18 protein-coding genes and 1 pseudogene are annotated in these 20,211 nt (G+C 72.0%); 11 read left to right on the plus strand and 8 right to left on the minus strand.

All coding sequences use genetic code 11. The features are described 5' to 3' along the window. The first annotated feature begins 35 nt into the window (after positions 1-35). Complete coding sequence (locus V2W30_RS35195) at positions 36-3,035, plus strand: P-loop NTPase fold protein (RefSeq protein ID WP_338702645.1); 3,000 nt, start codon at positions 36-38, stop codon at positions 3,033-3,035. On the opposite strand, the gene V2W30_RS35200 is transcribed toward V2W30_RS35195, so the two are convergent. Next, complete coding sequence (locus V2W30_RS35200) at positions 3,004-3,714, minus strand: GntR family transcriptional regulator (protein WP_338702646.1); 711 nt, start codon at positions 3,712-3,714, stop codon at positions 3,004-3,006. The genes V2W30_RS35195 and V2W30_RS35200 overlap by 32 nt on opposite strands. A gap of 156 nt (positions 3,715-3,870) precedes the next feature. Here V2W30_RS35200 and V2W30_RS35205 point away from each other — a divergent pair, with 156 nt between their 5' ends. Further along, positions 3,871-5,130, plus strand: coding sequence for a malonyl-CoA decarboxylase domain-containing protein (locus V2W30_RS35205; RefSeq protein ID WP_338702647.1), 1,260 nt, complete (start codon positions 3,871-3,873; stop codon positions 5,128-5,130). On the opposite strand, the gene V2W30_RS35210 is transcribed toward V2W30_RS35205, so the two are convergent. Further along, on the minus strand, positions 5,121-5,249 hold the full coding sequence (locus tag V2W30_RS35210) for a hypothetical protein (RefSeq protein WP_338702648.1): 129 nt from the start codon (positions 5,247-5,249) through the stop codon (positions 5,121-5,123). The genes V2W30_RS35205 and V2W30_RS35210 overlap by 10 nt on opposite strands. Before the next feature lie 7 nt (positions 5,250-5,256). Between V2W30_RS35210 and V2W30_RS35215 the strand changes: the two genes are divergently transcribed. From V2W30_RS35215 to madM, 3 genes are all read left to right on the plus strand, one after another. Next, positions 5,257-6,825: a malonyl-CoA synthase gene (locus V2W30_RS35215; RefSeq protein WP_338702649.1), complete on the plus strand. Its 1,569-nt coding sequence runs from the start codon at positions 5,257-5,259 to the stop codon at positions 6,823-6,825. Between the two features lie 110 nt (positions 6,826-6,935). Continuing rightward, complete coding sequence (madL, locus tag V2W30_RS35220) at positions 6,936-7,358, plus strand: malonate transporter subunit MadL (RefSeq protein WP_338702650.1); 423 nt, start codon at positions 6,936-6,938, stop codon at positions 7,356-7,358. 1 nt (position 7,359) lies between these two features. Continuing rightward, the gene (madM, locus tag V2W30_RS35225; RefSeq protein ID WP_338702651.1) at positions 7,360-8,124 is read left to right on the plus strand and encodes a malonate transporter subunit MadM; all 765 of its coding nucleotides are present in this window, start codon (positions 7,360-7,362) and stop codon (positions 8,122-8,124) included. Between the two features lie 24 nt (positions 8,125-8,148). Here madM and V2W30_RS35230 read toward each other — a convergent pair whose 3' ends face one another. After that, positions 8,149-8,646, minus strand: coding sequence for an FBP domain-containing protein (locus tag V2W30_RS35230; protein ID WP_338702652.1), 498 nt, complete (start codon positions 8,644-8,646; stop codon positions 8,149-8,151). Positions 8,647-8,717: 71 nt separating this feature from the next. Here V2W30_RS35230 and V2W30_RS35235 point away from each other — a divergent pair, with 71 nt between their 5' ends. The 5 genes from V2W30_RS35235 to V2W30_RS35255 all read left to right on the plus strand — a co-directional run bounded on the left by V2W30_RS35235 (position 8,718) and on the right by V2W30_RS35255 (position 14,199). Continuing rightward, positions 8,718-9,311, plus strand: coding sequence for a TetR/AcrR family transcriptional regulator (locus V2W30_RS35235; protein WP_338702653.1), 594 nt, complete (start codon positions 8,718-8,720; stop codon positions 9,309-9,311). A gap of 3 nt (positions 9,312-9,314) precedes the next feature. After that, a complete protein-coding gene (locus V2W30_RS35240) occupies positions 9,315-10,550 on the plus strand; it encodes a GDSL-type esterase/lipase family protein (protein ID WP_338702654.1) in 1,236 nt (411 codons plus the stop codon). Between the two features lie 27 nt (positions 10,551-10,577). Then, positions 10,578-12,047 (plus strand): glyceraldehyde-3-phosphate dehydrogenase, encoded by a 1,470-nt coding sequence (locus V2W30_RS35245; RefSeq protein ID WP_338702655.1) that lies wholly within the window; start codon positions 10,578-10,580, stop codon positions 12,045-12,047. A gap of 307 nt (positions 12,048-12,354) precedes the next feature. Continuing rightward, positions 12,355-13,293: a TauD/TfdA dioxygenase family protein gene (locus tag V2W30_RS35250; protein WP_338702656.1), complete on the plus strand. Its 939-nt coding sequence runs from the start codon at positions 12,355-12,357 to the stop codon at positions 13,291-13,293. Positions 13,294-13,467: 174 nt separating this feature from the next. Further along, positions 13,468-14,199 (plus strand): dienelactone hydrolase family protein, encoded by a 732-nt coding sequence (locus V2W30_RS35255; RefSeq protein WP_338703883.1) that lies wholly within the window; start codon positions 13,468-13,470, stop codon positions 14,197-14,199. A gap of 14 nt (positions 14,200-14,213) precedes the next feature. Here the strand turns inward: V2W30_RS35255 and V2W30_RS35260 are convergent, their stop codons facing one another. The 5 genes from V2W30_RS35260 to V2W30_RS35280 form a co-directional block, all read right to left on the minus strand. Further along, complete coding sequence (locus V2W30_RS35260) at positions 14,214-14,729, minus strand: thioesterase family protein (protein WP_338702657.1); 516 nt, start codon at positions 14,727-14,729, stop codon at positions 14,214-14,216. After that, complete coding sequence (locus V2W30_RS35265; protein WP_338702658.1) at positions 14,726-15,721, minus strand: 3-hydroxyacyl-CoA dehydrogenase NAD-binding domain-containing protein; 996 nt, start codon at positions 15,719-15,721, stop codon at positions 14,726-14,728. The genes V2W30_RS35260 and V2W30_RS35265 overlap by 4 nt, the downstream gene beginning before the upstream one ends. After that, positions 15,721-16,623, minus strand: a complete 903-nt coding sequence (locus V2W30_RS35270; protein WP_338702659.1) for a 3-keto-5-aminohexanoate cleavage protein — start codon at positions 16,621-16,623, stop codon at positions 15,721-15,723. The genes V2W30_RS35265 and V2W30_RS35270 overlap by 1 nt, the downstream gene beginning before the upstream one ends. A gap of 110 nt (positions 16,624-16,733) precedes the next feature. Then, the gene (locus V2W30_RS35275; protein WP_338702661.1) at positions 16,734-17,594 is read right to left on the minus strand and encodes a TetR family transcriptional regulator C-terminal domain-containing protein; all 861 of its coding nucleotides are present in this window, start codon (positions 17,592-17,594) and stop codon (positions 16,734-16,736) included. A 91-nt stretch (positions 17,595-17,685) separates the two neighbouring features. Continuing rightward, positions 17,686-18,963 carry a glycosyl hydrolase gene (locus tag V2W30_RS35280; RefSeq protein ID WP_338702662.1) on the minus strand — a complete coding sequence of 426 codons (1,278 nt, stop codon included), beginning with the start codon at positions 18,961-18,963 and terminating at the stop codon, positions 17,686-17,688. A 187-nt stretch (positions 18,964-19,150) separates the two neighbouring features. On the opposite strand from V2W30_RS35280, the pseudogene V2W30_RS35285 reads away from it, so the two are divergent. Next, positions 19,151-20,192: pseudogene (locus V2W30_RS35285) on the plus strand (LacI family DNA-binding transcriptional regulator). The last annotated feature ends 19 nt before the right edge of the window (positions 20,193-20,211 follow it).

Consider the following 20,211-nt stretch of genomic DNA (forward strand, 5'->3'; position numbering starts at 1 on the left):
CCAATGGAGGTCTGGTCCTGGCGGGAAGGAACGGCATGCTGGGGAACGGGGAGCCACGAGGGACGCTCGGACTCAGGGGCGAGTTCGAGCGGGACGTCTACCACGAGGTGCTGGGCGCGGCGCTCGACCGGCCCGACGTGACCGAGCGCATAGGGGTGCGGCCCGCCGTCACCCGCGCCGCGGTCCAGCACGTCATGACCACCGACCCCGACCGCATCGCGCGGGCCCTGCGGCAGCACTCCCGCTTCCTCGCGGCGGCCCGTCTCACCCAGACCACCGTCCTCGCCCTCCACCGCGAGGTGCTCCGCGCGCGACGCTGGGCACGGCAGGACCGCGACGAACGGGGCCTGGGGCCCGCGCCGTTACCGTGGCTGCGGACGGGAACCCGCAGACTCCGCGCGCTGGTGCTCTGCGCCGCGCTCCTGTCCGTCGCCGTGCTGGGCCGCAGCATCGTGGGCGTCCTCCTGATGGTCGGCGTGCTGGTGCTCGGCGCGGTCGGCCTGTGGCGGACGGACCGCGCCGTGCGGCAGCGGATGGCCGAGCCGCACAGCGGTCTCGTGCTCGGCGCGCTCGGCACGGTCGTCGGCCTCGTCCTCGGGGGAGTGGTGCTCGCGCGGACCTGGCCGGTGCTCCTCGTCGCGACCGTCGTGCTCGGCATCCTGGTCGTCCGGCACCCGCCCTCCCGCGAGGGCCTCTCGTACGGGAAGGACGCGGCGGTCGCGCTGACCGTCATCCCGCCGCTGTTGCTGCTCTGTGAGGCCGAACTCCAGCTGTGGCGCAGGGAGTTCCGGCGCGCCGACCTCACCGCCGACGTCCACAACGTGATCGCGTCCCTGCTCGGCGCCGACCCCGACTCGGTGTGGATCCCCCTGGACGCCACCGGCCTCAAGCAGGGGTACGCGGACGAACTCGTCGTCCCCGTCGACTCGATGAAGCGGCTCGACACCAAACTCGGCCAGCTCCAGGGCGGCACCGTCGCCGTCAGCGGCCCCCGCGGCGCCGGCAAGTCGACCCTGCTGGGCAACACGGCCCAGCCGGAGGACTTCTCGGTGCTCGTCCAGGCCCCGGCGGGATACGCGGCGCACGACTTCCTGCTCCTGCTGTTCACCACCGTCTGCGAGCGGTACATCGAGTGGCGGGGTCACCAGGCGCCCCGCTACGACGACCTGTCCCGGTTCCGCAGGATGCTGCGCAACGCCACGGGCAGATCGCGCCGCCTGCTGGGCCGCACGCTGGTTCTCCTCCTCGCGTTCGTCCTCCTGGCCTTCGGTGTCGCGCCCGGCCTGCGCGCCCTCCAGGACTGGAACGGCGGCGTGCTCCTGCACGGCATCGTGGACGTGACACAGATCGGCCGCGACGCCGCCGAGAACTCCTGGGCGGGCAACCGGCCGACCGCCGCCCTGGTCCTGCTCCTCGCCGCGTTCCTGCTCTTCCAGCTGAGCCGGGCCAGCTGGCTCGGCCCGGGGGTCCGGCTGCTGTGGAACACGGTGTGCGTCCTCGGCGGCCTCTGCCTGTTGCTCTGGAGCGTCCTGGACTTCCTCTACGACGACAGCATCACCCGGCACTGGGCGGATTTCCGGGAGAGCGGCCCGACGGACGAGGAGGGCCGGCCCACCGGTGCGCCGCTGGCGGTACTGATGGTCAGCTTCGTCCCGCTCTTCGTGGCCTCGCACTGGTACGGCAAGAGCAAGACGCTGATGCGCGGCGGCCGGGACCGGTGGAAGGGCTGGGGCGCTGTCGTGATCACCGCGGGAGCGGGCATCGGCGGCATCGCCGCGCCCCTGGCCTACCTGTGGCACAACGAGCACACCCGGCCCATCGTCCTCGACACCGGCAATCTGCCCCGCTCGGCCCTGTTCGCCCTCGGCGTCGTCCTGATCAACGTACGGGTACGGCTGCACCACACACCCGAGGTGCCGGACCTCGTGCAGGACTGCCGTACGCAACTGCTGCGACTGCGCACCGTCCAGACCGCCACGACGACGCTGACCGGCGCGGCCCCCGTCGTCACCCTGGGCAGCCAGCACGCCGCGTCCCTGACCTCGCTGCCGCCCCGGTTCCCCGAACTGGTCGAGGACTTCAGGAGCCTGCTCGCCCGGATCGCGCTCGACGCCCACGAGAAGGACAAGCGGGTCGTGATCGCCGTCGACGAACTGGACCGGCTCGGCACCGACACCCGCGCCCTGGAGTTCCTCGGCGAGATCAAGGCCGTCCTCGGCATCCCGCACGTCCACTTCCTGCTCTCCGTGGCCGAGGACGTCGGCGCCGCCTTCATCCGCCGCGGCCTGCCGCACCGCGACGCCACCGACAGCTCCCTCGACGACGTCCTGCACGTCCAGCCGTGCACCCTGGAGGCGTCCAAGGCCATCCTCGACCGGCGCGCCGAAGGCATCCCCGAGCCGTACGTGCTGCTCGCGCACGCCCTGTCCGGCGGCATCCCGCGCGACCTGATCCGCTACGCCCGGCGCATCGTGGAGATGCAGCAGCACACCAACTCGCACGAGCTGGCCACCGTCTGCCACCGTCTCGTGGTCGAGGAACTCGCCGACACCCTGGCGGGGTTCCGCATCCTGCTCGGCAAGCAGGAGTGGTCCGCGCGCAGCAGTGAGGTCCTCACCCGCTTCCGCGGTCTGACCACGCTGCTGCGCACCTCGACCGGGGCGTCCGAGGCGCGGAACGGGGCACTCATCGAAGCCCTCCAGAACTTCGCGTTCCACCCGCTGCCCCCGGCCCCCGGCATCCCGGAGAGCGCGGTCAGGCTCGTCGACGAGGCCACCGCCTACGCGTACCTGGCGCTGACCTTCCTGGAGGTCTTCGCGGGCCCCGGGTTCGCCGTACGGCGCGTCGCGGCCGCCGCGACGGGGCCCGACGGCGACCCGAACCTGCTGGCCGAGGCCCGCCAGGAGCTGGCCGTCTCCCCGCACAGCGCCCGTACGCTCCTGGACGCGGTCCGCCGGGCCTGGAACCTGCCGGTCCCCGACGGCGGCGAGCCGCTGCACATCGTCATTCCGGCGCCGGGAGCGGCGACGCCCTGACGCCCGACGGGGCGTCCGGAGCGTCGGTGAGACTCCGCCATGTCCGCACGAGCTGGCTGAACTCCTTCACCTGCACCAGGACATGGTCCCGCGCCGCGTTCTCCGCGGTCTCGGCGTCGCCGCGCGCGACGGCCCCGGCGATCTCGCGGTGCTCGGCGAGCGAGCGCCGCATCCGGTCCGGCACGCGCAACTGCAACCGGCGGTAGGGCTGGAGGACCCGCTTGAGTGCGTGGGCCTGCTGCCCGAGGTAGTCGTTGCCGCAGGAGTCGTAGACGATCCCGTGGAACTGGGCGTTCGCGTAGTAGTAGAGGTCGGCGTCCCCGGCCAGGGCGTGCGTCTCGCACTCCTGGAGGGCCCTGTCGAGTGCGTCGAGCGCGTCCCGCTCTATGCGGCGCGCGGACAGCCGGGCCGCCATGCCCTCCAGCTCCGCCATCACCTCGAACCGCTCGGCCAGCTCGGACACGCTCAACTCGGTGACGTACGTGCCCTGCTTGGGCCGGATCCGGACGAGTCCCGACCGCTCCAGGGCCTGGAGCGCCTCGCGGATCGGCGTGCGGGAACAGCCGAACTCGCGCTCGAGCCGCACCGGATCGAGCCGCTCGCCGGGCCGGTAGCGACCGTCGACGACAGCGTTCTCCAATGCGTCCCGCACCCGCTGGGACTCCGGGACCCGAACCATGTGCACCTCCGACCGCCCAGGTTATCCGGGCTGCTCCAAGGGCTGGCGCCGCCCACTGATGTGACCTACGGTACGAGCGTTATATACATCACGGCGCACGATGCATATCTGAAACGGAGCTGCTCGCTGCGCTCTCGTCCGTTTTGAGGGGCGGAGATGGAACGTCATGACAACCGGCTCCTGGCCGAGCTGTTCCCGGCACTCGACGTCCTGATGAGCGATGTCGGCGAGGCCTCGATGCGCACGGTCGCCGCCCGTGCGCTCGACGCGTACGCCGCACTCGACGACGCGGGCAAGCGCGCCTTCTTCGCCCACATCACCCGGACCTACGACGTCGACGCCGACCGGGTCCGCGCCGCCTACCGCCGCTGGGAGGCGGCCAGGGACGCCGGTGGCCAGGGCGCGGACGAACTGGTCCGGCTCTTCGACGTGGTCGAACCGGCCCGCCAGCAACTGCTGCGCCGGATGAACCACGCGCCGCACGCCACGCTCGCCCTGGTCCACATGCGCGCGGACCTGCGCCGCCTGATGGGCGACCACCCCGAACTGCGCCCGCTCGACCACGACTTCCACCACCTGCTCACCTCCTGGTTCAACCGCGGCTTCCTGCGCATGGCGGAGGTCACCGGCGACTCGCCCGACGCGCTCCACTGCGACCTGTTGCGCGGCGAACGGGTCCACCCGATGGCGACCACGGACGAGCTGCGCCGCAGGCTGCTGCCCGAGGACCGCCGGATCTACGCGTTCTTCCACCCGGCCACCGGGGACGTGCCGTTGATCTTCGTGGAGGTCGCCCTCGTCCGCGGCCTGCCCGACAGCATCGCCCCGCTCCTCGAACCCGGCCCCGCGATCAGCCCCGCGGACGCGGACACCGCCGCGCTGTACTCGATCAACAACGCCCTGGACGGGCTCGCCGGGGTCTCCTTCGGCAGCTTCCTCATCAAGCAGGTCATCGAGCAGGTGGGGGAGCAGCTGCCGCACCTCACCCGGTTCGCCACACTGTCCCCGATCCCGGGATTCCGTGCCTGGCTCGCCGAGACCGCCCCCGGAGACCCCGAAGTGCGGTCCCTGGTCGCCGAGTTGGACGCCTTCGACGGCGTACGGGACCTCGCCGCCGCGGACGTCGAGCGGCTCAGGCCCCGGCTGTTCGCGGCACTCGCCCGGTACATCGCCGTCGAACGACGCGACGACGGCCGGCCCCTCGACCCGGTCGCCCGCTTCCACCTGGGCAACGGAGCCGCCGCCTGGCAGCTGAACTGGCCGGCCGACGGCGCGGCGAGGGCCTGGCGGCAGGCGTACGGAGCGATGATCAACTACCGCTACGAACCGCAGGAGTTGGAGCGCCGTCACGAGGACTTCGTGCGCCACCGCACCGTGGCCCTCGGAGGCCCGCTGCGCGCCTCGCTTCAGACGTAGCCCTGCATCCAGATCCAGATCCAGATCCAGATCCAGATCCAGATCCAGATCCAGATCCAGATCCAGATCCAGAACCAGAACCAGAACCCGAGCCGGACACCGCAGAACGAGAAGGACACCCCTCCGATGGCATCCGCATCCGACACGCCTAGGTCCCTGCCCACACCCGACCCCACCCCCTTCTCGACCGTCCACCGGTCGTTCACCGAACAGGCCGAGCGGCAGCCCGACAAGGTGCTCTTCGAGCTGCCCGACGGCCGCGGCATCACCTACCGCGAGACCGCGCAGACCGTGCGGCGGATCGCGGCGCGGCTGATCGCGGACGGCGTCAGCCCCGGCGACCGCGTCGCCATGCAGGTGGAGAAGTCCCCCGAGGCCATCGCCCTGTATCTGGCCACGCTGCAGGTGGGCGGCGTCTTCCTGCCCCTCAACACCGCGTACACCGGCGCCGAGATGGACTACTTCATCGGCGACGCGCGCCCCCGCGTCCTCGTCTGCTCACCGGAGCGTCGAGCCGAGCACGAGCGCCGGGCCGGTGAGGAACTCGTCGTCGAGACCCTCGGCGTCGACGGTGACGGCAGCCTCCTCGACACGGACGCCCGCCACGAGGACGTCGTCGACGCGGGCCCCGACGACCCGGCGGCGATCCTCTACACGTCCGGCACCACCGGCCGCTCGAAGGGCGCCGTCCTCACCCACGGCAACCTCGCCTCCAACTGCCGGGCCCTGCTCGACGCGTGGCGGTTCACCGGCGAGGACCGGCTGATCCACGCTCTGCCGATCTTCCACGTCCACGGCCTCTTCGTCGCCGTGAACATGACCCTGGCGGCGGGCGCCTCGCTGTACTACCTGCCGAAGTTCGACGCCGAGGCGATCACGGACCTGCTGCCGCGGGCCACGGTCCTGATGGGCGTGCCGACCTTCTACACCAGGCTGCTCACGGTCGACCGGCTCGGCCCGGAGACCTGCGCGTCGATGCGCCTGTTCGTCTCCGGTTCCGCACCGCTGCTCGCGAGCGACCACGAGGCCTTCGAGGCCCGTACCGGCCACGCCATCCTGGAGCGCTACGGGATGACGGAGACCGGCATGAACACCACCAACCCGTACGAGGGCGGACCGCGCAAGCCCGGCACCGTCGGCAAGCCGCTGCCCGGGATCGAGATCCGCGTGGTGGACGCGGAGACCGGCGAAACCCTGCCCGACGGCGAGGTCGGCAGCATCGAGGTGCGCGGCCCCAACGTCTTCGCCGGGTACTGGCGGATGCCCGAGAAGACCGCCGCCGAGTTCCGCGCGGACGGCTTCTTCATCACCGGCGACCTGGGCCGCGTCGACGAGGACGGCTACCTCCGCATCGTCGGCCGCGGCAAGGACCTCGTGATCTCCGGCGGCTTCAACGTCTACCCGAAGGAGATCGAGGAGCTCCTCGACGCCCATCCCAAGGTCCTCGAATCGGCCGTGATCGGCGTCCCGCACCCCGACTTCGGGGAGACCGTGGTCGCCGTCGTCGTCCCCCTGGCGGGCCAAGAGCCCGAGGAGAAGGAGTTGTTGGACTTCGTCGCCGACGACCTGGCCCGCTTCAAGCACCCGCGCGCCGTGCGGGTCGTCGAGGCGCTGCCGCGCAACGTCATGGGCAAGGTCCAGAAGGCCGAACTGCGCAGCCGCTACCAGGACCTGTTCCTCGGCACGGACGGCTGATCCCGCTCCACCGAACCGGACCCCGCATCCCCGAAGTCCCCCAGCCCCAGCCCCAGCCGCAGTCCCAGTCCCTGTCCCAGTCCCCTGTGTCTCTCAGTGTGGAGCAGACGATGGTCATATACGGAGTGGCAGCGCTCGCCGCGTGCCTGCTCATAGGCACGTTGGTCGGTGAACTGCTCGGCGTCGCCGTCGGCGTCGACGCGAATGTGGGCGGCGTCGGATTCGCCATGATCCTGCTGGTCCTCGTCACCCACTGGCTCCGCCAGAAGGGCCGGTTCCCCGAGGTCACCGAGCAGGGCGTGCTCTTCTGGAGCGCGATGTACATACCGATCGTCATCGCCATGGCGTCCAGCCAGAACGTGGTCGCGGCCGTCACCGGAGGACCGATGGCGATCCTGGCCGGCCTCGGCGCGCTGCTCGCCGGAGGCGCCCTGGTGCCCGTGCTCGCGCGGATCGGTGAACCCGCGGAGCCGCTGCCACCCCTGACGCCGGTGGCCGAGACGGCGGCCGCCGACGAGAAGCAGGGGGCCTGACATGGAGCGCGTCACCGCGGTCTTCGAGGCCAACGGTCTCGTCGTGGCCTTCGCCGTCGTCGGCGCCCTGATGCTGGTGTCCGCCTGGCTGTCCAAGCGGCTGACGCGCGGCCGGTTGCAGGGCTCGGCCATCGCCATCCTGCTCGGCCTCGTCCTCGCCTACTGGGGCGGATCGGTGTCCGGCGGCGAGCACGGCCTCTCCGACTTCGCCGCCCTGTCGGGTCTCGGCCTCATGGGCGGGGCGATGCTGCGGGACTTCGCGATCGTCTCCACCGCGTACGGGGTCGACCTGCGCGAGATCAAGCGGGCCGGGCTGATGGGCGGGCTCTCCATCCTGCTGGGCGTTCTCGTCTCCTTCGTGGTGGGGGCGGTCGTCGCCTCGCTCTTCGGCTACACGGACGCCGCGTCGATGGCGACGATCGGCGCCGGAGCGGCCACGTACATCGTCGGTCCCGTGACCGGCACCGCGGTCGGCGCGAGCTCGGACGTGATCGCGCTGTCCGTCGCGGCCGGTCTGGTCAAGTCGGTCGTGGTGATGATCGGGACGCCGCTCGTCGCGCCGCTCATCGGCCTGAACAACCCGAAGTCCGCGATGGCGTTCGGCGGACTGCTCGGCACGACCTCCGGGGTGGCCGGCGGGCTCGCGGCCACGGACAAGCGCCTCGTGCCGTACGGCGCCATGACGGCCACCTTCTACACCGGCGTCGGCTGCCTGCTCGGCCCCTCGCTCCTGTACGTGACACTGGGGGCGATCGTCGGCGGCTGACCGGGGCCGCTCACCCGCAGACGGTCACCCGGAGGCGGTCACCTTGGCGACGAACGCCGCGACGTTCGCCGTCGTCCGCTCGATCTTCTCCTCCAGGGTGAGCGTCTCGTGCAGCCGCGAACCCGCACCGGCGTCCTTCTTGCCGCGCACATAGAGGGAGCACGCGAGGTCGCTGCACATGTAGGCGCCCACGGAGTTCCCCTGCTTGCCCGCCTTCCCCGCCTTGGGGGCCACCAGCAGGGAGACACCGCCCGTGTGGGTCGTCACGCACAGCGAGCACATGCTGCGCCGCGTCTGCCCCACGGTCGAGTGCGACGCGCGCAGCGCCAGCGCGCGCAGGTCGCCGTCGATCTCGGCCACGAGGTAGCCGCGGTCCGGCGCCTGCGGGTCTCGCCAGCCGAAGAAGTCCAGGTCGTCCCACGGGCGCTCGGCCAGATCGTGCGGCACGAACAGGCGCTTGGCCTCGCCCTTGCTGCAATTCACGAACGCGGACCGGATCTCTCGCTCAGTCAGTGCCTTCATATGGCCGAGGCTAAATTGCCTAAAGGCTTTAGGCAAATGCATAATGAGTTTCGGCGAAGGAGAGGGTGCTCATGGTGCGAGCGGGACTGAACCCGGAACGTCTGGCGCGGGCCGGTGCGGAGCTGGCCGACGAGGTCGGCTTCGAGCAGGTCACCGTCTCGGCGCTGGCCCGCAGGTTCGACGTCAAGGTCGCGAGCCTGTACTCGCACATGAAGAACTCGCACGACCTCAAGACCCGGATCGCCCTGCTCGCCCTGGAGGAGCTGGCCGACCGCGCCGCCGAGGCGCTCGCCGGGCGGGCCGGCAAGGACGCCCTGATCGCCCTGGCGAACGTCTACCGGGACTACGCCCGCGAGCACCCCGGCCGGTACGCCGCCGCCCAGTTCCGCCTCGACCCGGAAGCCGCCCTGGCCAGCGCCGGCGTGCGGCACGCGCAGATGACCCGCGCACTGCTTCGCGGCTACGACCTGACCGAACCGGACCAGACCCATGCCGTCCGGCTGCTCGGCAGCGTCTTCCACGGCTACGTGAGCCTGGAGATGGGCGGCGGCTTCAGCCACAGCGCCCCCGACTCGGACGAGACGTGGACCCGCACGCTCGACGCCCTGGACGCGCTCCTGCGGAACTGGCCTGCGCCCGAACCCCGTACGACACAGACAGGTTGAGCCATGACCACCGAGCACGACGGACACCCCGCGCACCCCGAGGGCGGCGGCCCCGGCGGACGTCCCTGGATCACCACCCCGGTCACCGCCGGGCTGCTGCGCGGCGCCCTCGACGTCGAGCGCACCGAGCTCGGGCTGCTGCCGCACCGGCTGCCCGGCCGGGCCCGCGCCCAGAACACGGACGGGCAGCTGGCCATGGCCGAGTCCCAGCCCTCCGGTGTCCGCCTCGCCTTCCGCACCCGTGCCACCGCGATCGAGCTGGACACTGTGCCGACCAAGCGCGTCTACGCGGGGATGCCGGCGCGCCCCGACGGCCTGTACGACCTCGTCGTCGACGGCCGCCTCGCAGGTCAGGGGAGTGTCGCGGGCGGCCACACCGTGAGCATCGACATGGCCGCGGGCACCTTCGAGCGCACGCCGGGACGCCCCGGCACCGTCCGCTTCACGGGCCTGTCCGACGCCTCGAAGAGCATCGAGATCTGGCTCCCGCACAACGAGACCACCGAGCTCGTCGCCCTGCGCACCGACGCCCCCGTCGACGCCGCCGCGGACACGGGCCGTCCGGTCTGGCTGCACCACGGCAGCTCCATCAGCCACGGCTCCGACGCCGCGAGCCCGGCCACCACCTGGCCCGCGCACGCCGCGTCCCTCGGCGGCGCCGACCTGATCAACATGGGCTTCGGCGGCGCCGCGCTCCTGGACCCCTTCACGGCGCGCGCCATGCGCGACACCCCGGCCGACCTCATCAGCGTCAAGATCGGCATCAACGTCGTCAACTACGACCTGATGCGGATGCGCGCCTTCGGGCCCGCCGTCCACGGCTTCCTCGACACGCTGCGCGACGGCCACCCCACCGCGCCGCTCCTGGTCGTCTCGCCGATCCTCTGCCCGATCCACGAGGACACCCCGGGCCCCGGCGCCCCCGACCCCGCGTCGTTCGGCACCGGCCGCATCACGTTCATGGCGACGGGCGACCCGGCCGAGACCGCGTACGGGAAGCTCACGCTGCGCACCATCCGGGACGAGCTCGCCCGCGTCGTGGCGCAGCGCGCGGCCGACGACCCGCACCTGTACCACCTCGACGGCCGCGAGCTCTACGGCGAGGCCGACCACGCGGCGGCGCCCCTGCCCGACGCCCTGCACCCCGACGCCGCCACCCACCTGCGCATCGGGGAGCGGTTCGCCGACCTGGCCTTCGCCCCCGGCGGAGCCTTCGCGAGCGGGCGGGTTAGCATATGAGCGCCGCCTAGCTCGAAAGATGCAACTGTGACTGTCAATGACGACTCGTTCACCAATTGGAAGCACCGCGAGGAGACCGCGGAGTCGATGATCCCGATCATCGGGAAGCTGCACCGTGAGCGGGACGTGAACGTCCTGCTGCACAGCCGCTCCTTGGTGAACAAGTCGGTGGTCAGCATTCTCAAGACCCACCGATTCGCCCGGCAGATAGCCGGCGAGGAGCTCTCGGTCACCGAGACGATGCCGTTCCTGCGCGCCCTCGCCACGCTCGACCTCGGGCCCTCCCAGATCGACATCGGCATGCTCGCCGCGACGTACCGCGGCGACGAACGCGGGCTCTCCGTCGAGGAGTTCACCGCCGACGCCGTCGCCGGCGCGATCGCCGACGGTGCCGAGGAGACCGCCGGGCGCCGCCCGGGCCGCGACGTCGTCCTGTACGGCTTCGGCCGCATCGGCAGGCTCGTCGCCCGCCTGCTCATCGAGAAGGCCGGCTCCGGCAACGGGCTCCGGCTGCGCGCCATCGTCGTCCGCCCGGGCGGCGGGCGGGCCGCCGACGATCTCGTGAAGCGGGCCTCGCTGCTGCGCCGCGACTCGATCCACGGCCAGTTCCAGGGCACGATCACCGTCGACGAGGCGAACAGCACGATCATCGCCAACGGCAACACCATCAAGGTGATCTACGCGAACGACCCGTCCGAGGTCGACTACACCGCGTACGGCATCCACGACGCCATCCTGATCGACAACACCGGCAAGTGGCGGGACCGCGAGGGACTGTCGACGCACCTGCGTCCGGGCATCGACAAGGTCGTCCTGACCGCGCCCGGCAAGGGCGACGTCCCGAACATCGTGCACGGTGTCAACCACGACACGATCAAGCCGGACGAGCAGATCCTGTCCTGCGCCTCCTGCACGACGAACGCGATCGTGCCGCCGCTCAAGGCGATGGCCGACGAGTACGGCGTGGTCCGCGGCCACGTGGAGACCGTCCACTCGTTCACCAACGACCAGAACCTGCTGGACAATTACCACAAGGCCGACCGCCGCGGCCGCTCCGCGCCGCTCAACATGGTCATCACCGAGACCGGCGCCGCGTCCGCCGTCGCGAAGGCGCTGCCGGACCTGAAGGCCCCGATCACCGGCAGCTCGATCCGCGTGCCCGTCCCGGACGTCTCCATCGCGATCCTGAGCCTGCGCCTCGGCCGCGAGACCACCCGCGACGAGGTCCTCGACCACCTCCGCGAGGTCTCCCTCACGTCGCCGCTCAAGCGCCAGATCGACTTCACCAACGCGCCCGACGCCGTCTCCAGCGACTTCATCGGCTCGCGGCACGCCTCGATCGTCGACGCCGGCGCCACCAAGGTCGACGGCGACAACGCGATCCTCTACCTCTGGTACGACAACGAGTTCGGCTACTCGTGCCAGGTGATCCGCGTCGTGCAGCACGTCTCCGGCGTCGAGTACCCGACGTTCCCGGCTCCGGTCACCTCGGCCTGACCCGCACGCGTACGACCGAAGGCCGCTCCCACCGTCGTGGGGGCGGCCTTCGCCGTTCCTGAGACGCGCTTGACCTGGTGATCCGCCGGGGCGCAGGATGAGGGGCATGTTCACGCATCGCGCCCACGCGTTCGGATCGGCCACCGTGCCGGACCGATGTGGTTGCGCGCGCAGCGGCTTGTAGCGGACGCCTTCGTCCCTCGTCGCTGATCTCCGTACGCCCACGGGCCCCGCCGCGCCTCGTCGCGGGCCGCGCGCGTACGGCGCCCTTCCCCCGCCTCACCACCGCGTGCCCCGGAGAGTGCTCATGTCCGTGACGGACACCCCGCCCACCCACGCCCTGCGTCCCGCCCGCATCCCCGACGACGGCCTGTACGAGGGCCGACGCGTCCTGCGCCGCACCCCCGAGAACTGGGACGACCGCCCGTACGAGCTGTTCGGCCTCGTCCCGCGAGGAGCCACCATCGGCGCCGAGATCCGCGGCGTCGACCTCGCCCGCCCCCTGTCGCCCGCGCTGCGCGGGGAGTTGAACCGCGCCCTGCTCGAATGGAAGGTCCTGTTCTTCCGCGGGCAGCACCTCAGCAGCGCGCACCAGCGTGCGTTCGCCCTCAACTGGGGGGAGTTGGAGACCAACCCGCTGCTCGCGCGCGGCGACAGCGACGACGTCGTGCGGTTCGACAAGAGCGCCGGGTCGGTGCCCACGTACGAGAACGTGTGGCACACCGACGTCACCTTCCGCGAACGGCCCGCGATGGGCGCCGTGTTGCAGCTGCGCGAGGTCCCGCCGTTCGGCGGCGACACCCTGTGGGCCGACATGGCGGCCGCGTACGACAACCTGCCGCGGTGGGTGCGGGACCGCGTCGACGGGGCCGTCGCCGAGCACGACTTCCTGCCCGGCTTCCGCAGGTTCTACGGGCCCGAACGGCTCGCCCGGTGGCAGGAGTCGTTCCCGCCCGTCACGCATCCCGTCGTGCGCACGCATCCCGAGACCGGACGGCGGATGCTCTTCGTCAACACCTCCTTCACGACGCGGATCCTCGGCGTCGAGCGGGCGGAGAGCGACCGGCTGCTGCGGATCCTGTTCCAGCAGGCCCATGTCCCGGAATTCCAGGTGCGGTTCACGTGGCAGCCGGGCGACATCGCCTTCTGGGACAACCGGGCCACGCAGCACTACGCCGTCGCCGACTACGGCGACGACCGCCGGGTCGCCGAGCGCGTCGCCGTCGCGGGCGACCGCCCGTACTGACGGAACCCGCCGCCGGGTCGCCGAGCACCGGCAGGAGCGGCCCGCTCCCCTTGGTCACGGGCGGCGGCAGCGGGTACGTTCGGCGGAGCCGGCCCGCCCCCGTCGGCGCGAGCGACGCGGGCGCCGGCCACCTATCAGGAAGGACGATCCACCATTCCCGCTTCCCTCACGAACCTGCGGATCCCCACTCCGGACGGCACGGCCGACGCCTTCGCCGCCTTTCCCGACGACGGTGCGCGGCACCCCGGAGTGCTGCTCTACGGGGACGCGTTCGGCGACCGCCCCACGCTGCGCTCGATGGCCCGCGAACTGGCCGGGCACGGCTACTACGTGCTCGTCCCCCACTTCCTCCACCGGCACGGCCCGGCGCCCGTGATCGACCTGCCCGAGTTCATCGACGAGCAGGCACGGCACACGGCGCTGAAGGAGCTGATGCCGCTCCTCCAGGGGCACTCCGGCGAGCACATCCTGCGCGACGCCGACGCGTTCCTCGGGTTCCTCACCGCGCGGCCCGAGGTCGCGGACGGCCCGGTGGGCGTGCTCGGCTACTGCTTCGGCGGCCTGCTGGCGATGCGCACCGCGGCGGCCGACCCCGCCAGGGTCGCGGCCGTCGCCTCGTTCCACGGACCCGTCGTGCCCGACCCGTCCGAGAGCCTGGACGCGTTCCTCTCCCGGATCACGGCCGAGGTCCACCTCGGCCACGCCGCGAGCGACCTGACGCCCGAGGCCCTCGACGAGCTCAACCGTGCCCTGGACGGCGCGGGGGTCCGCCACACCTCGGAGATCTACCCCGACACCGTCCACGGGTTCACCATGGCCGACACCGACGCCTTCAGCGCGGACGGCCTGCGGCGTCACTGGGAGCGGCTGCTGCCCCTCCTGGAAGCCAACCTGACCGGGCGCTGAGGCGCGCCGCGCCGTCAGGACACCGGCGCGATGGACCGGCCCGCCCACGGCGGTGCCGGTTCCGTGAGGCGGGCGAAGCAGGCGCCGATCATGTCCGGGAACGCGGCCGCGCGCCCCTGCTGCCGGTCGACGTGGACCGCCAGGAGTTCCGTCGTCGCCACCGGCTCCGCGTCCGCAGCCGGCTCGGACACCGCGTCCGCGACGACGTACATCTCGTGCGTGAACCGCGCCTTCTTCGCCGCCACCCCCAACACCCGCGTACGGATGGCGAGATGGGCGCCTTCGGGGACGTCCCGCAGGTACCGGATGTGCGACTCGACCGTGTAGAGGGAGCATCCGGTCGACTCACGGTACGTGGAGTCGAGGCCCGTCTCGATCATCATCGCGTCGGTGGCGTGGCCGAAGGCGAGGACGTAGAACGCCTCGCTCATATGGCCGTTGTAGTCGATCCACTCGGGGCGGACCGTCCGGTGGAGGAGCGGGAGCCGGGGCGCCCCCGCCGGGGTCTCCCGTGCCGTCTGCCGCGTCATCGCGGGTCCCCCTTCGGGTCGGACGTCGCGTCGAGACGGCCCGTCGCGCGCAGGACGTCGATGACGCCCCGGTCGCGCTCGGCCACCAGGTCGGCGATGGAGCGCCCGTCCGCCGCCTCGTCGCAGCCCGCGACCACGGCCTCGTACAACTCCCGGTCCAGTTCCGGCGCTTGGAGCCGCGTCCAGGGCGACTTCAGCGACGGACCGAAGTGGTCCAGCATGTGCGCCATGCCGCCCTCGCCGCCCGCGAGCGCGAACGTCAGCATCGGGCCCATCACCGCCCAGCGCAGGCCGGGGCCCTCGGTGATCGATGCGTCGATGTCACGGACCGTCGCCTCACCGTTGGCCACCATGTGCAACGCCTCGCGCCACAGGGCCTCCTGGAGCCGGTTCGCGATGAAGCCGGGCACCTCGCGGTCCATCGTGATCACGGACTTGCCCGCGACCTCGTAGAAGCGGGACGCCCAGGCGACCGCCGCCGCGTCGGTGCGCTCGCCGCCGACGACCTCGACGAGCGGAATCAGGTACGGCGGATTGAACGGGTGGCCGACGACCAGGCGCGACGGGTCGGCGGCGGTCGTCTGCATGTCCGTCATCGGGTAGCCCGACGTGGACGAAGCGATGACGACACCGGGCGGCGCCGCGGCGTCGATACGGGCGAGGAGATCGCGCTTCAGGTCGAGCTTCTCGGGCGCGCTCTCCTGCACGAACTCGGCCTCCCCGACGGCCTGTTCGAGCGTGGCGGTGACGGTGAGCCGGTCCGGCGACGCGCCGCCGGCGAGGCCCAGCAGGGTGAGCGCGGGCCAGGCCGCGTCGACCAGCCGCCGCAGCTTCTGCGCCACGTCGGGCGCCGGGTCCCAGGCCGTGACGTCGTAGCCGCGGGCCAGGAAGTGCGCGACCCAGCCGCCGCCGATGACTCCGGCGCCGACGCAGGCGACGCGGCGGACGTCCTCCGGCGCGGGAAGGGGGGTGGTGGGGGCAGTGGTGGTCATCAGGCCGCCGCCTTCCTGAGGCCGAGGATGTCCCGGGCCTCGTCCGGCGACGCGACCCGCGCGCCGATCGATTCGGTGAGGGTCACGGCACGCTCGACGAGCTGGGCGTTGGTCGCCTTGGTGCCCTTGCCGAGGTACAGGTTGTCCTCCAGGCCGACGCGGACGTGCCCGCCGAGCAGGATGGACTGCGCCACCCACGGCATCTGCATCCGGCCGATCGCGAAACTCGCCCAACGGCTGTTCTCCGGCAGCATGGTGACCATGGACTGGAGCACGCCCGGGTCGGCGGGCGCGCCCCACGGGATGCCCATGCACAGCTGGAACACCGACGGATCGTCGAGGAGCCCCTCCGCGAGCAGCTGCTTCGCGAACCACAGATGGCCGGTGTCGAAGCACTCCAACTCGGGCCGCACGCCCAGCTCCTGGATGCGGCGGGCACCCGCGCGCAGCATGTCCGGGGTGGAGACGTAGAGGTTCGAGCCGTCGCCGAAGTTCAGCGAGCCGCAGTCGAGGGTGCAGATGTCGGGGAGCAGCTCCTCGACGTGGGGGAGCCGGTCGAGGCCGCCGACCAGGTCGGAGCCGGGGAGGGGGAACCCGGCGAGCGGCTGGTCCGGGTCGACGACGAGGTCGCCGCCCATGCCCGCGGTGAGGTTGATGACGACGTCGGTGCCGGTCTCCTTGATGCGCTCGACGACCTCGCGGTACAGCTTCGGGTCGCGCGAAGGGGCGCCGGTCTCCGGATCGCGCACGTGGATGTGGACGACGGCGGCGCCGGCGTCCGCCGCCTCCACGGCGTTCCGGGCTATCTGTTCCGGGGTGACGGGCACGTGGGGGCTCTTGCGGACGGTGTCACCGGCGCCGGTGAGGGCGCAGGTGATGATGACGTTCTCGGTGATGGACATGTGGGGGTCTCCCAGATCGAGCCCCTCCGGCGCCTGAGGTGCGGGGCCCGCTGTGGAGCCCCGCGGTCCGCGCGCCGTCGGGGTGTGTGTGATGCGTTGCCGGTGGGGGCTTACGGAGCCACCAGGAGCGAGTCCCGGACGTGGGTGTCCAGTGCCGCGTGCATCGCGTCGGCGCCACCGCCGGAGCCGTCCGCCAGGACCTGCGTCGCCAGGCCGTCGATCAGAGCGGTCAGCGTCAACGCCGCCGCCTCCGGATCGACCTCCGCGCGGAACACGCCCTGCGCCACCCCTCTGCGGACGACGTCGGCGACGGTCTCCCGCCACTGCCGGTAGTACTCGGCGTGCAGCCGGCCCACCGCGGTGGAGCGCGCGGCCTCGGCCCACAGGTCGAGCCAGACCGCCCACTGGACGCGCTGCTGCTCGGTGCGTGGCGTCTGGAGCTCGATGAGCTGACGCAGTTCCACCGCCGCGTCGTCCGCGTCGGCGACCAGCGCGGCGCGCCGCGCGGTGTCCTCGTCCATGCACCAGCGCACCGCTGCTTCGAGCAGGTCGGCGCGGCCGGGGAAGTGGTAGTGGATCGCCGCGGTACTGGTGGCGCAGGCACGGGCGATGTCCGCGACCCGCACCGCGTGGAAGCCGTGCTCGGCGATGAGCCGGACCGTCGCGCGGACGATCTGGAGCGGCCGCCCGCCCGCGACGGACTCGACGGGCTCCATGACGGGCGCCGCCTCTTCGCGGGGCCGCGACCCGAGGAGCCGGCCCACGTCGATCCGGCCCTCGTCGGCGATCCGTGCCAGCTCCGCCACCGTGAAGCGGCGGGTGCCGCTCAGTGAGCGGGACAGCTTGGACGGGTCCATGACGATACGGCGCGCGAACTCGCGCTGGCTGACGCCCGCGGCCGTGATGACATCACGGACGCGGGCTGCGGTGTCGGCGCCGGACGCGCCGACGGGGACGTCGTCGGTTTCCACGGGGAACGACCCTAACCACGTGTTGAGCAGAACTCAACACGAGGGCGTCAAACTCCCTGAAGAAGGCGGCATTGCGCTGCTGACTGGCACATCAGTCAGCAGCGCAACGCGCACCGAGCGACCGGCCTCCCGCACCGTGGTCAGGGGTGACGACCTCGGTGATCCCGCGCGCCGCGAGATGCTCCGCGTCGTCGGCGCGGCTCGCGAGGACCACCGTCGGACGCACCCCCTCCGCGGCCAGCGCGGCGAACGCCTCGAAGACCGGACCGCCCGGCGCGCACACCGAGCGGCGCGGCGCCGTCGCGTCGTCACCCGCGTCCACCACGAGCGCGGTGGTGCGCGGCGCGGGGGAGTGGACACGCCCGCGCCACTCGGCGGCGATCCCGGCGACCGCCTTCCCCGCCGGCTTCACCGTGCCGTCGTTCGTCAACAGGCCCAGCGAATACTCCAGTTCGGGAAAGTCGGCCAGGTCCCGCGACACGTCGTGCGAGCACCACCACGTGATGCCCCACAGATCGGGGCAGTCGAGGACCGCGTCGATCGTCGCCTCCGTGAACCGGTGCGCGTGCTCCGCCGGGATCAGCGGCTGCGGCGCCCCGACCTCCTGCAACCACACCGGCCTGTGCGGATCGTCCGCCCACGCCTTCGACAGCTCGACGAGATAGGCCGCGTGCCCGTACGTCGCCGGACCGTCCTTGCCGTACCGCTGCGCCGTCCCGTTGAACACCCACGAATGGACCGCCGTCAGCGCTCCGAGGCGTGCCGCGTGCGCCGGGGTGAACGGCTGGTCGTCCTGGTACCACGACGCGTCGTACTCCGCGTGCAGATGCGTGCGGCCCGGCGCCCCCTCCTCGCACGCGGCGAGCACCCTCTCCAGCCAACTCCCCGCCTGGGCCGAGGAGATGCGGTCCGGGTCCGGATGCGGCGGCCCCGCCGCGAACTGGGCGATCTCGTTGCCGATCGTCATCCCGATGAAGTTCGGCCGGTCCGCGAGCGCCGCCGCCAGCGTCCGCAGGTACTCCGCCTGCGCGGCCACCACGTCCGGGTCGGTGAACAGATTGCGCCGGTGCCAGGTCCGCGTCCACGCGGGCAGGAAGTCGAAGCTGGACAGATGCCCCTGGAGCCCGTCCACGTTCACGTCGAGACCGCGTTCACCGGCCGCGTCCGCCAGGGCGACGAGCTGCTCCACCGCGCGCGGCCTGATCAGGGACCGATTGGGCTGGAACACCGGCCACAGCGGGAACACCCGCACATGGTCGACACCCAGCGACGCGATCGCGTCGAGATCGGCGCGCACGGCATCGAGGTCGAAGTCCAGCCAGTGATGGAACCACCCCTGAGAGGGGGTGTAATTGACGCCGAAACGCATCGTGGAATTCCCGCTCCTCGAAGACCGGTGGGCCCGCGACGATCGTGAGCCACCCTGAAGCGGCCCGTCAACAGGGCCTCACAGCAAGGGAATCGACCGCCCGCGTGCCCTCTTGTCGAACCAGCTACAGCGCTTTAGTGTGCTCTGCACTCAAGTGGTTGCGCCAGGTTTCGGCAGGAGGTCCCTCGTGCCCCGCGGTCCGGTCGGACGCCCCACCATCAAGGACATCGCCCGGCAGGCCGGCGTCTCCGAGAGCGCCGTCTCCTTCGCGCTCAACGGCAGGCCCGGTGTCTCCGAAGCCACCCGCGCCCGGGTGCGGCGCGTCGCCGACGCGCTCGGCTGGCGGCCCAGCGCCGCCGCCCGCGCCCTGTCCGGCGAGGGCCCCGCCACCATCGGACTCGTGCTCGCCCGGCCCGCCGGCACCCTCGGCGTCGAGTCGTTCTTCCTCCAACTCGTCTCCGGCATCCAGGAAGCGCTCTCCCCGCGCCACTTCGGACTGCTCTTCCAGGTCGTCGAGGACATCGACGCCGAGTGCGACGCCTACCGCCGCTGGTGGGCCGAGCACCGCGTCGACGGCGTCCTCGTCGTCGACCCGCGCGCCACCGACCCGCGCCTGCCCCTCCTGGACGCGCTCGGACTCCCGGCCGTCGTCATCGGCTCGCTTCCCCCGGCGACGACGGCACGGGCCACCCCGTATCGCCAACCTGTGGGCCGACGACGCCCGCGCCATGGCCGGCGTCGTCGACCGCCTCCACGCGCTCGGCCACCGCCGCATCGCCCACATCGCGGGCCCGCCGGACCTCGCGCACACCCGCCGCCGCGTCGACGCGCTGCGCACCGAGGCCGCGCGGCGCGGCATCGACGCCCACTCCCTGACCACTGACTACTCCGAGACCGAGGGCGCCAAGACCACCTGCGATGTCCTCGACGCCACCACCCCGCCCACCGCGATCGTCTACGACAACGACGTCCTGGCCGTCGCCGGCCTCGGCGTCGCCGCCGGACGCGGCATCCCCGTACCGGACCGGCTGTCCCTCGTCGCCTGGGACGACTCGGTGCTGTGCCGCTCCACCCACCCCGCGCTCACCGCCCTCGTCCGCGACACCGCGGCGTTCGGGCGACGGGCCGCGGCGGAACTCCTCGCCCTCCTCGACGGCGGCCCCGCCCGCCGGGTCGAGGACGCACTCCCGCACCTCCTGGAGCGCGGCTCGACCGCGCCCGCCCCCTGAACCACCGGAACCGCCACCT

Origin of the sequence: Streptomyces sp. Q6, assembly GCF_036967205.1 — a bacterium.
GTDB lineage: Bacteria > Actinomycetota > Actinomycetes > Streptomycetales > Streptomycetaceae > Streptomyces > Streptomyces citrinus.

Coding starts and splice junctions, on each gene's coding strand:
- V2W30_RS35195 (WP_338702645.1), top strand. CDS start 36: ATGCTGGGGAACGGGGAGCCACGAGGGACGCTCGGACTCAGGGGCGAG.
- V2W30_RS35200 (WP_338702646.1), bottom strand. CDS start 3,714: ATGGTTCGGGTCCCGGAGTCCCAGCGGGTGCGGGACGCATTGGAGAAC.
- V2W30_RS35205 (WP_338702647.1), top strand. CDS start 3,871: ATGGAACGTCATGACAACCGGCTCCTGGCCGAGCTGTTCCCGGCACTC.
- V2W30_RS35215 (WP_338702649.1), top strand. CDS start 5,257: ATGGCATCCGCATCCGACACGCCTAGGTCCCTGCCCACACCCGACCCC.
- madL (WP_338702650.1), top strand. CDS start 6,936: ATGGTCATATACGGAGTGGCAGCGCTCGCCGCGTGCCTGCTCATAGGC.
- madM (WP_338702651.1), top strand. CDS start 7,360: ATGGAGCGCGTCACCGCGGTCTTCGAGGCCAACGGTCTCGTCGTGGCC.
- V2W30_RS35230 (WP_338702652.1), bottom strand. CDS start 8,646: ATGAAGGCACTGACTGAGCGAGAGATCCGGTCCGCGTTCGTGAATTGC.
- V2W30_RS35235 (WP_338702653.1), top strand. CDS start 8,718: ATGGTGCGAGCGGGACTGAACCCGGAACGTCTGGCGCGGGCCGGTGCG.
- V2W30_RS35240 (WP_338702654.1), top strand. CDS start 9,315: ATGACCACCGAGCACGACGGACACCCCGCGCACCCCGAGGGCGGCGGC.
- V2W30_RS35250 (WP_338702656.1), top strand. CDS start 12,355: ATGTCCGTGACGGACACCCCGCCCACCCACGCCCTGCGTCCCGCCCGC.
- V2W30_RS35260 (WP_338702657.1), bottom strand. CDS start 14,729: ATGACGCGGCAGACGGCACGGGAGACCCCGGCGGGGGCGCCCCGGCTC.
- V2W30_RS35265 (WP_338702658.1), bottom strand. CDS start 15,721: ATGACCACCACTGCCCCCACCACCCCCCTTCCCGCGCCGGAGGACGTC.
- V2W30_RS35270 (WP_338702659.1), bottom strand. CDS start 16,623: ATGTCCATCACCGAGAACGTCATCATCACCTGCGCCCTCACCGGCGCC.
- V2W30_RS35280 (WP_338702662.1), bottom strand. CDS start 18,963: ATGCGTTTCGGCGTCAATTACACCCCCTCTCAGGGGTGGTTCCATCAC.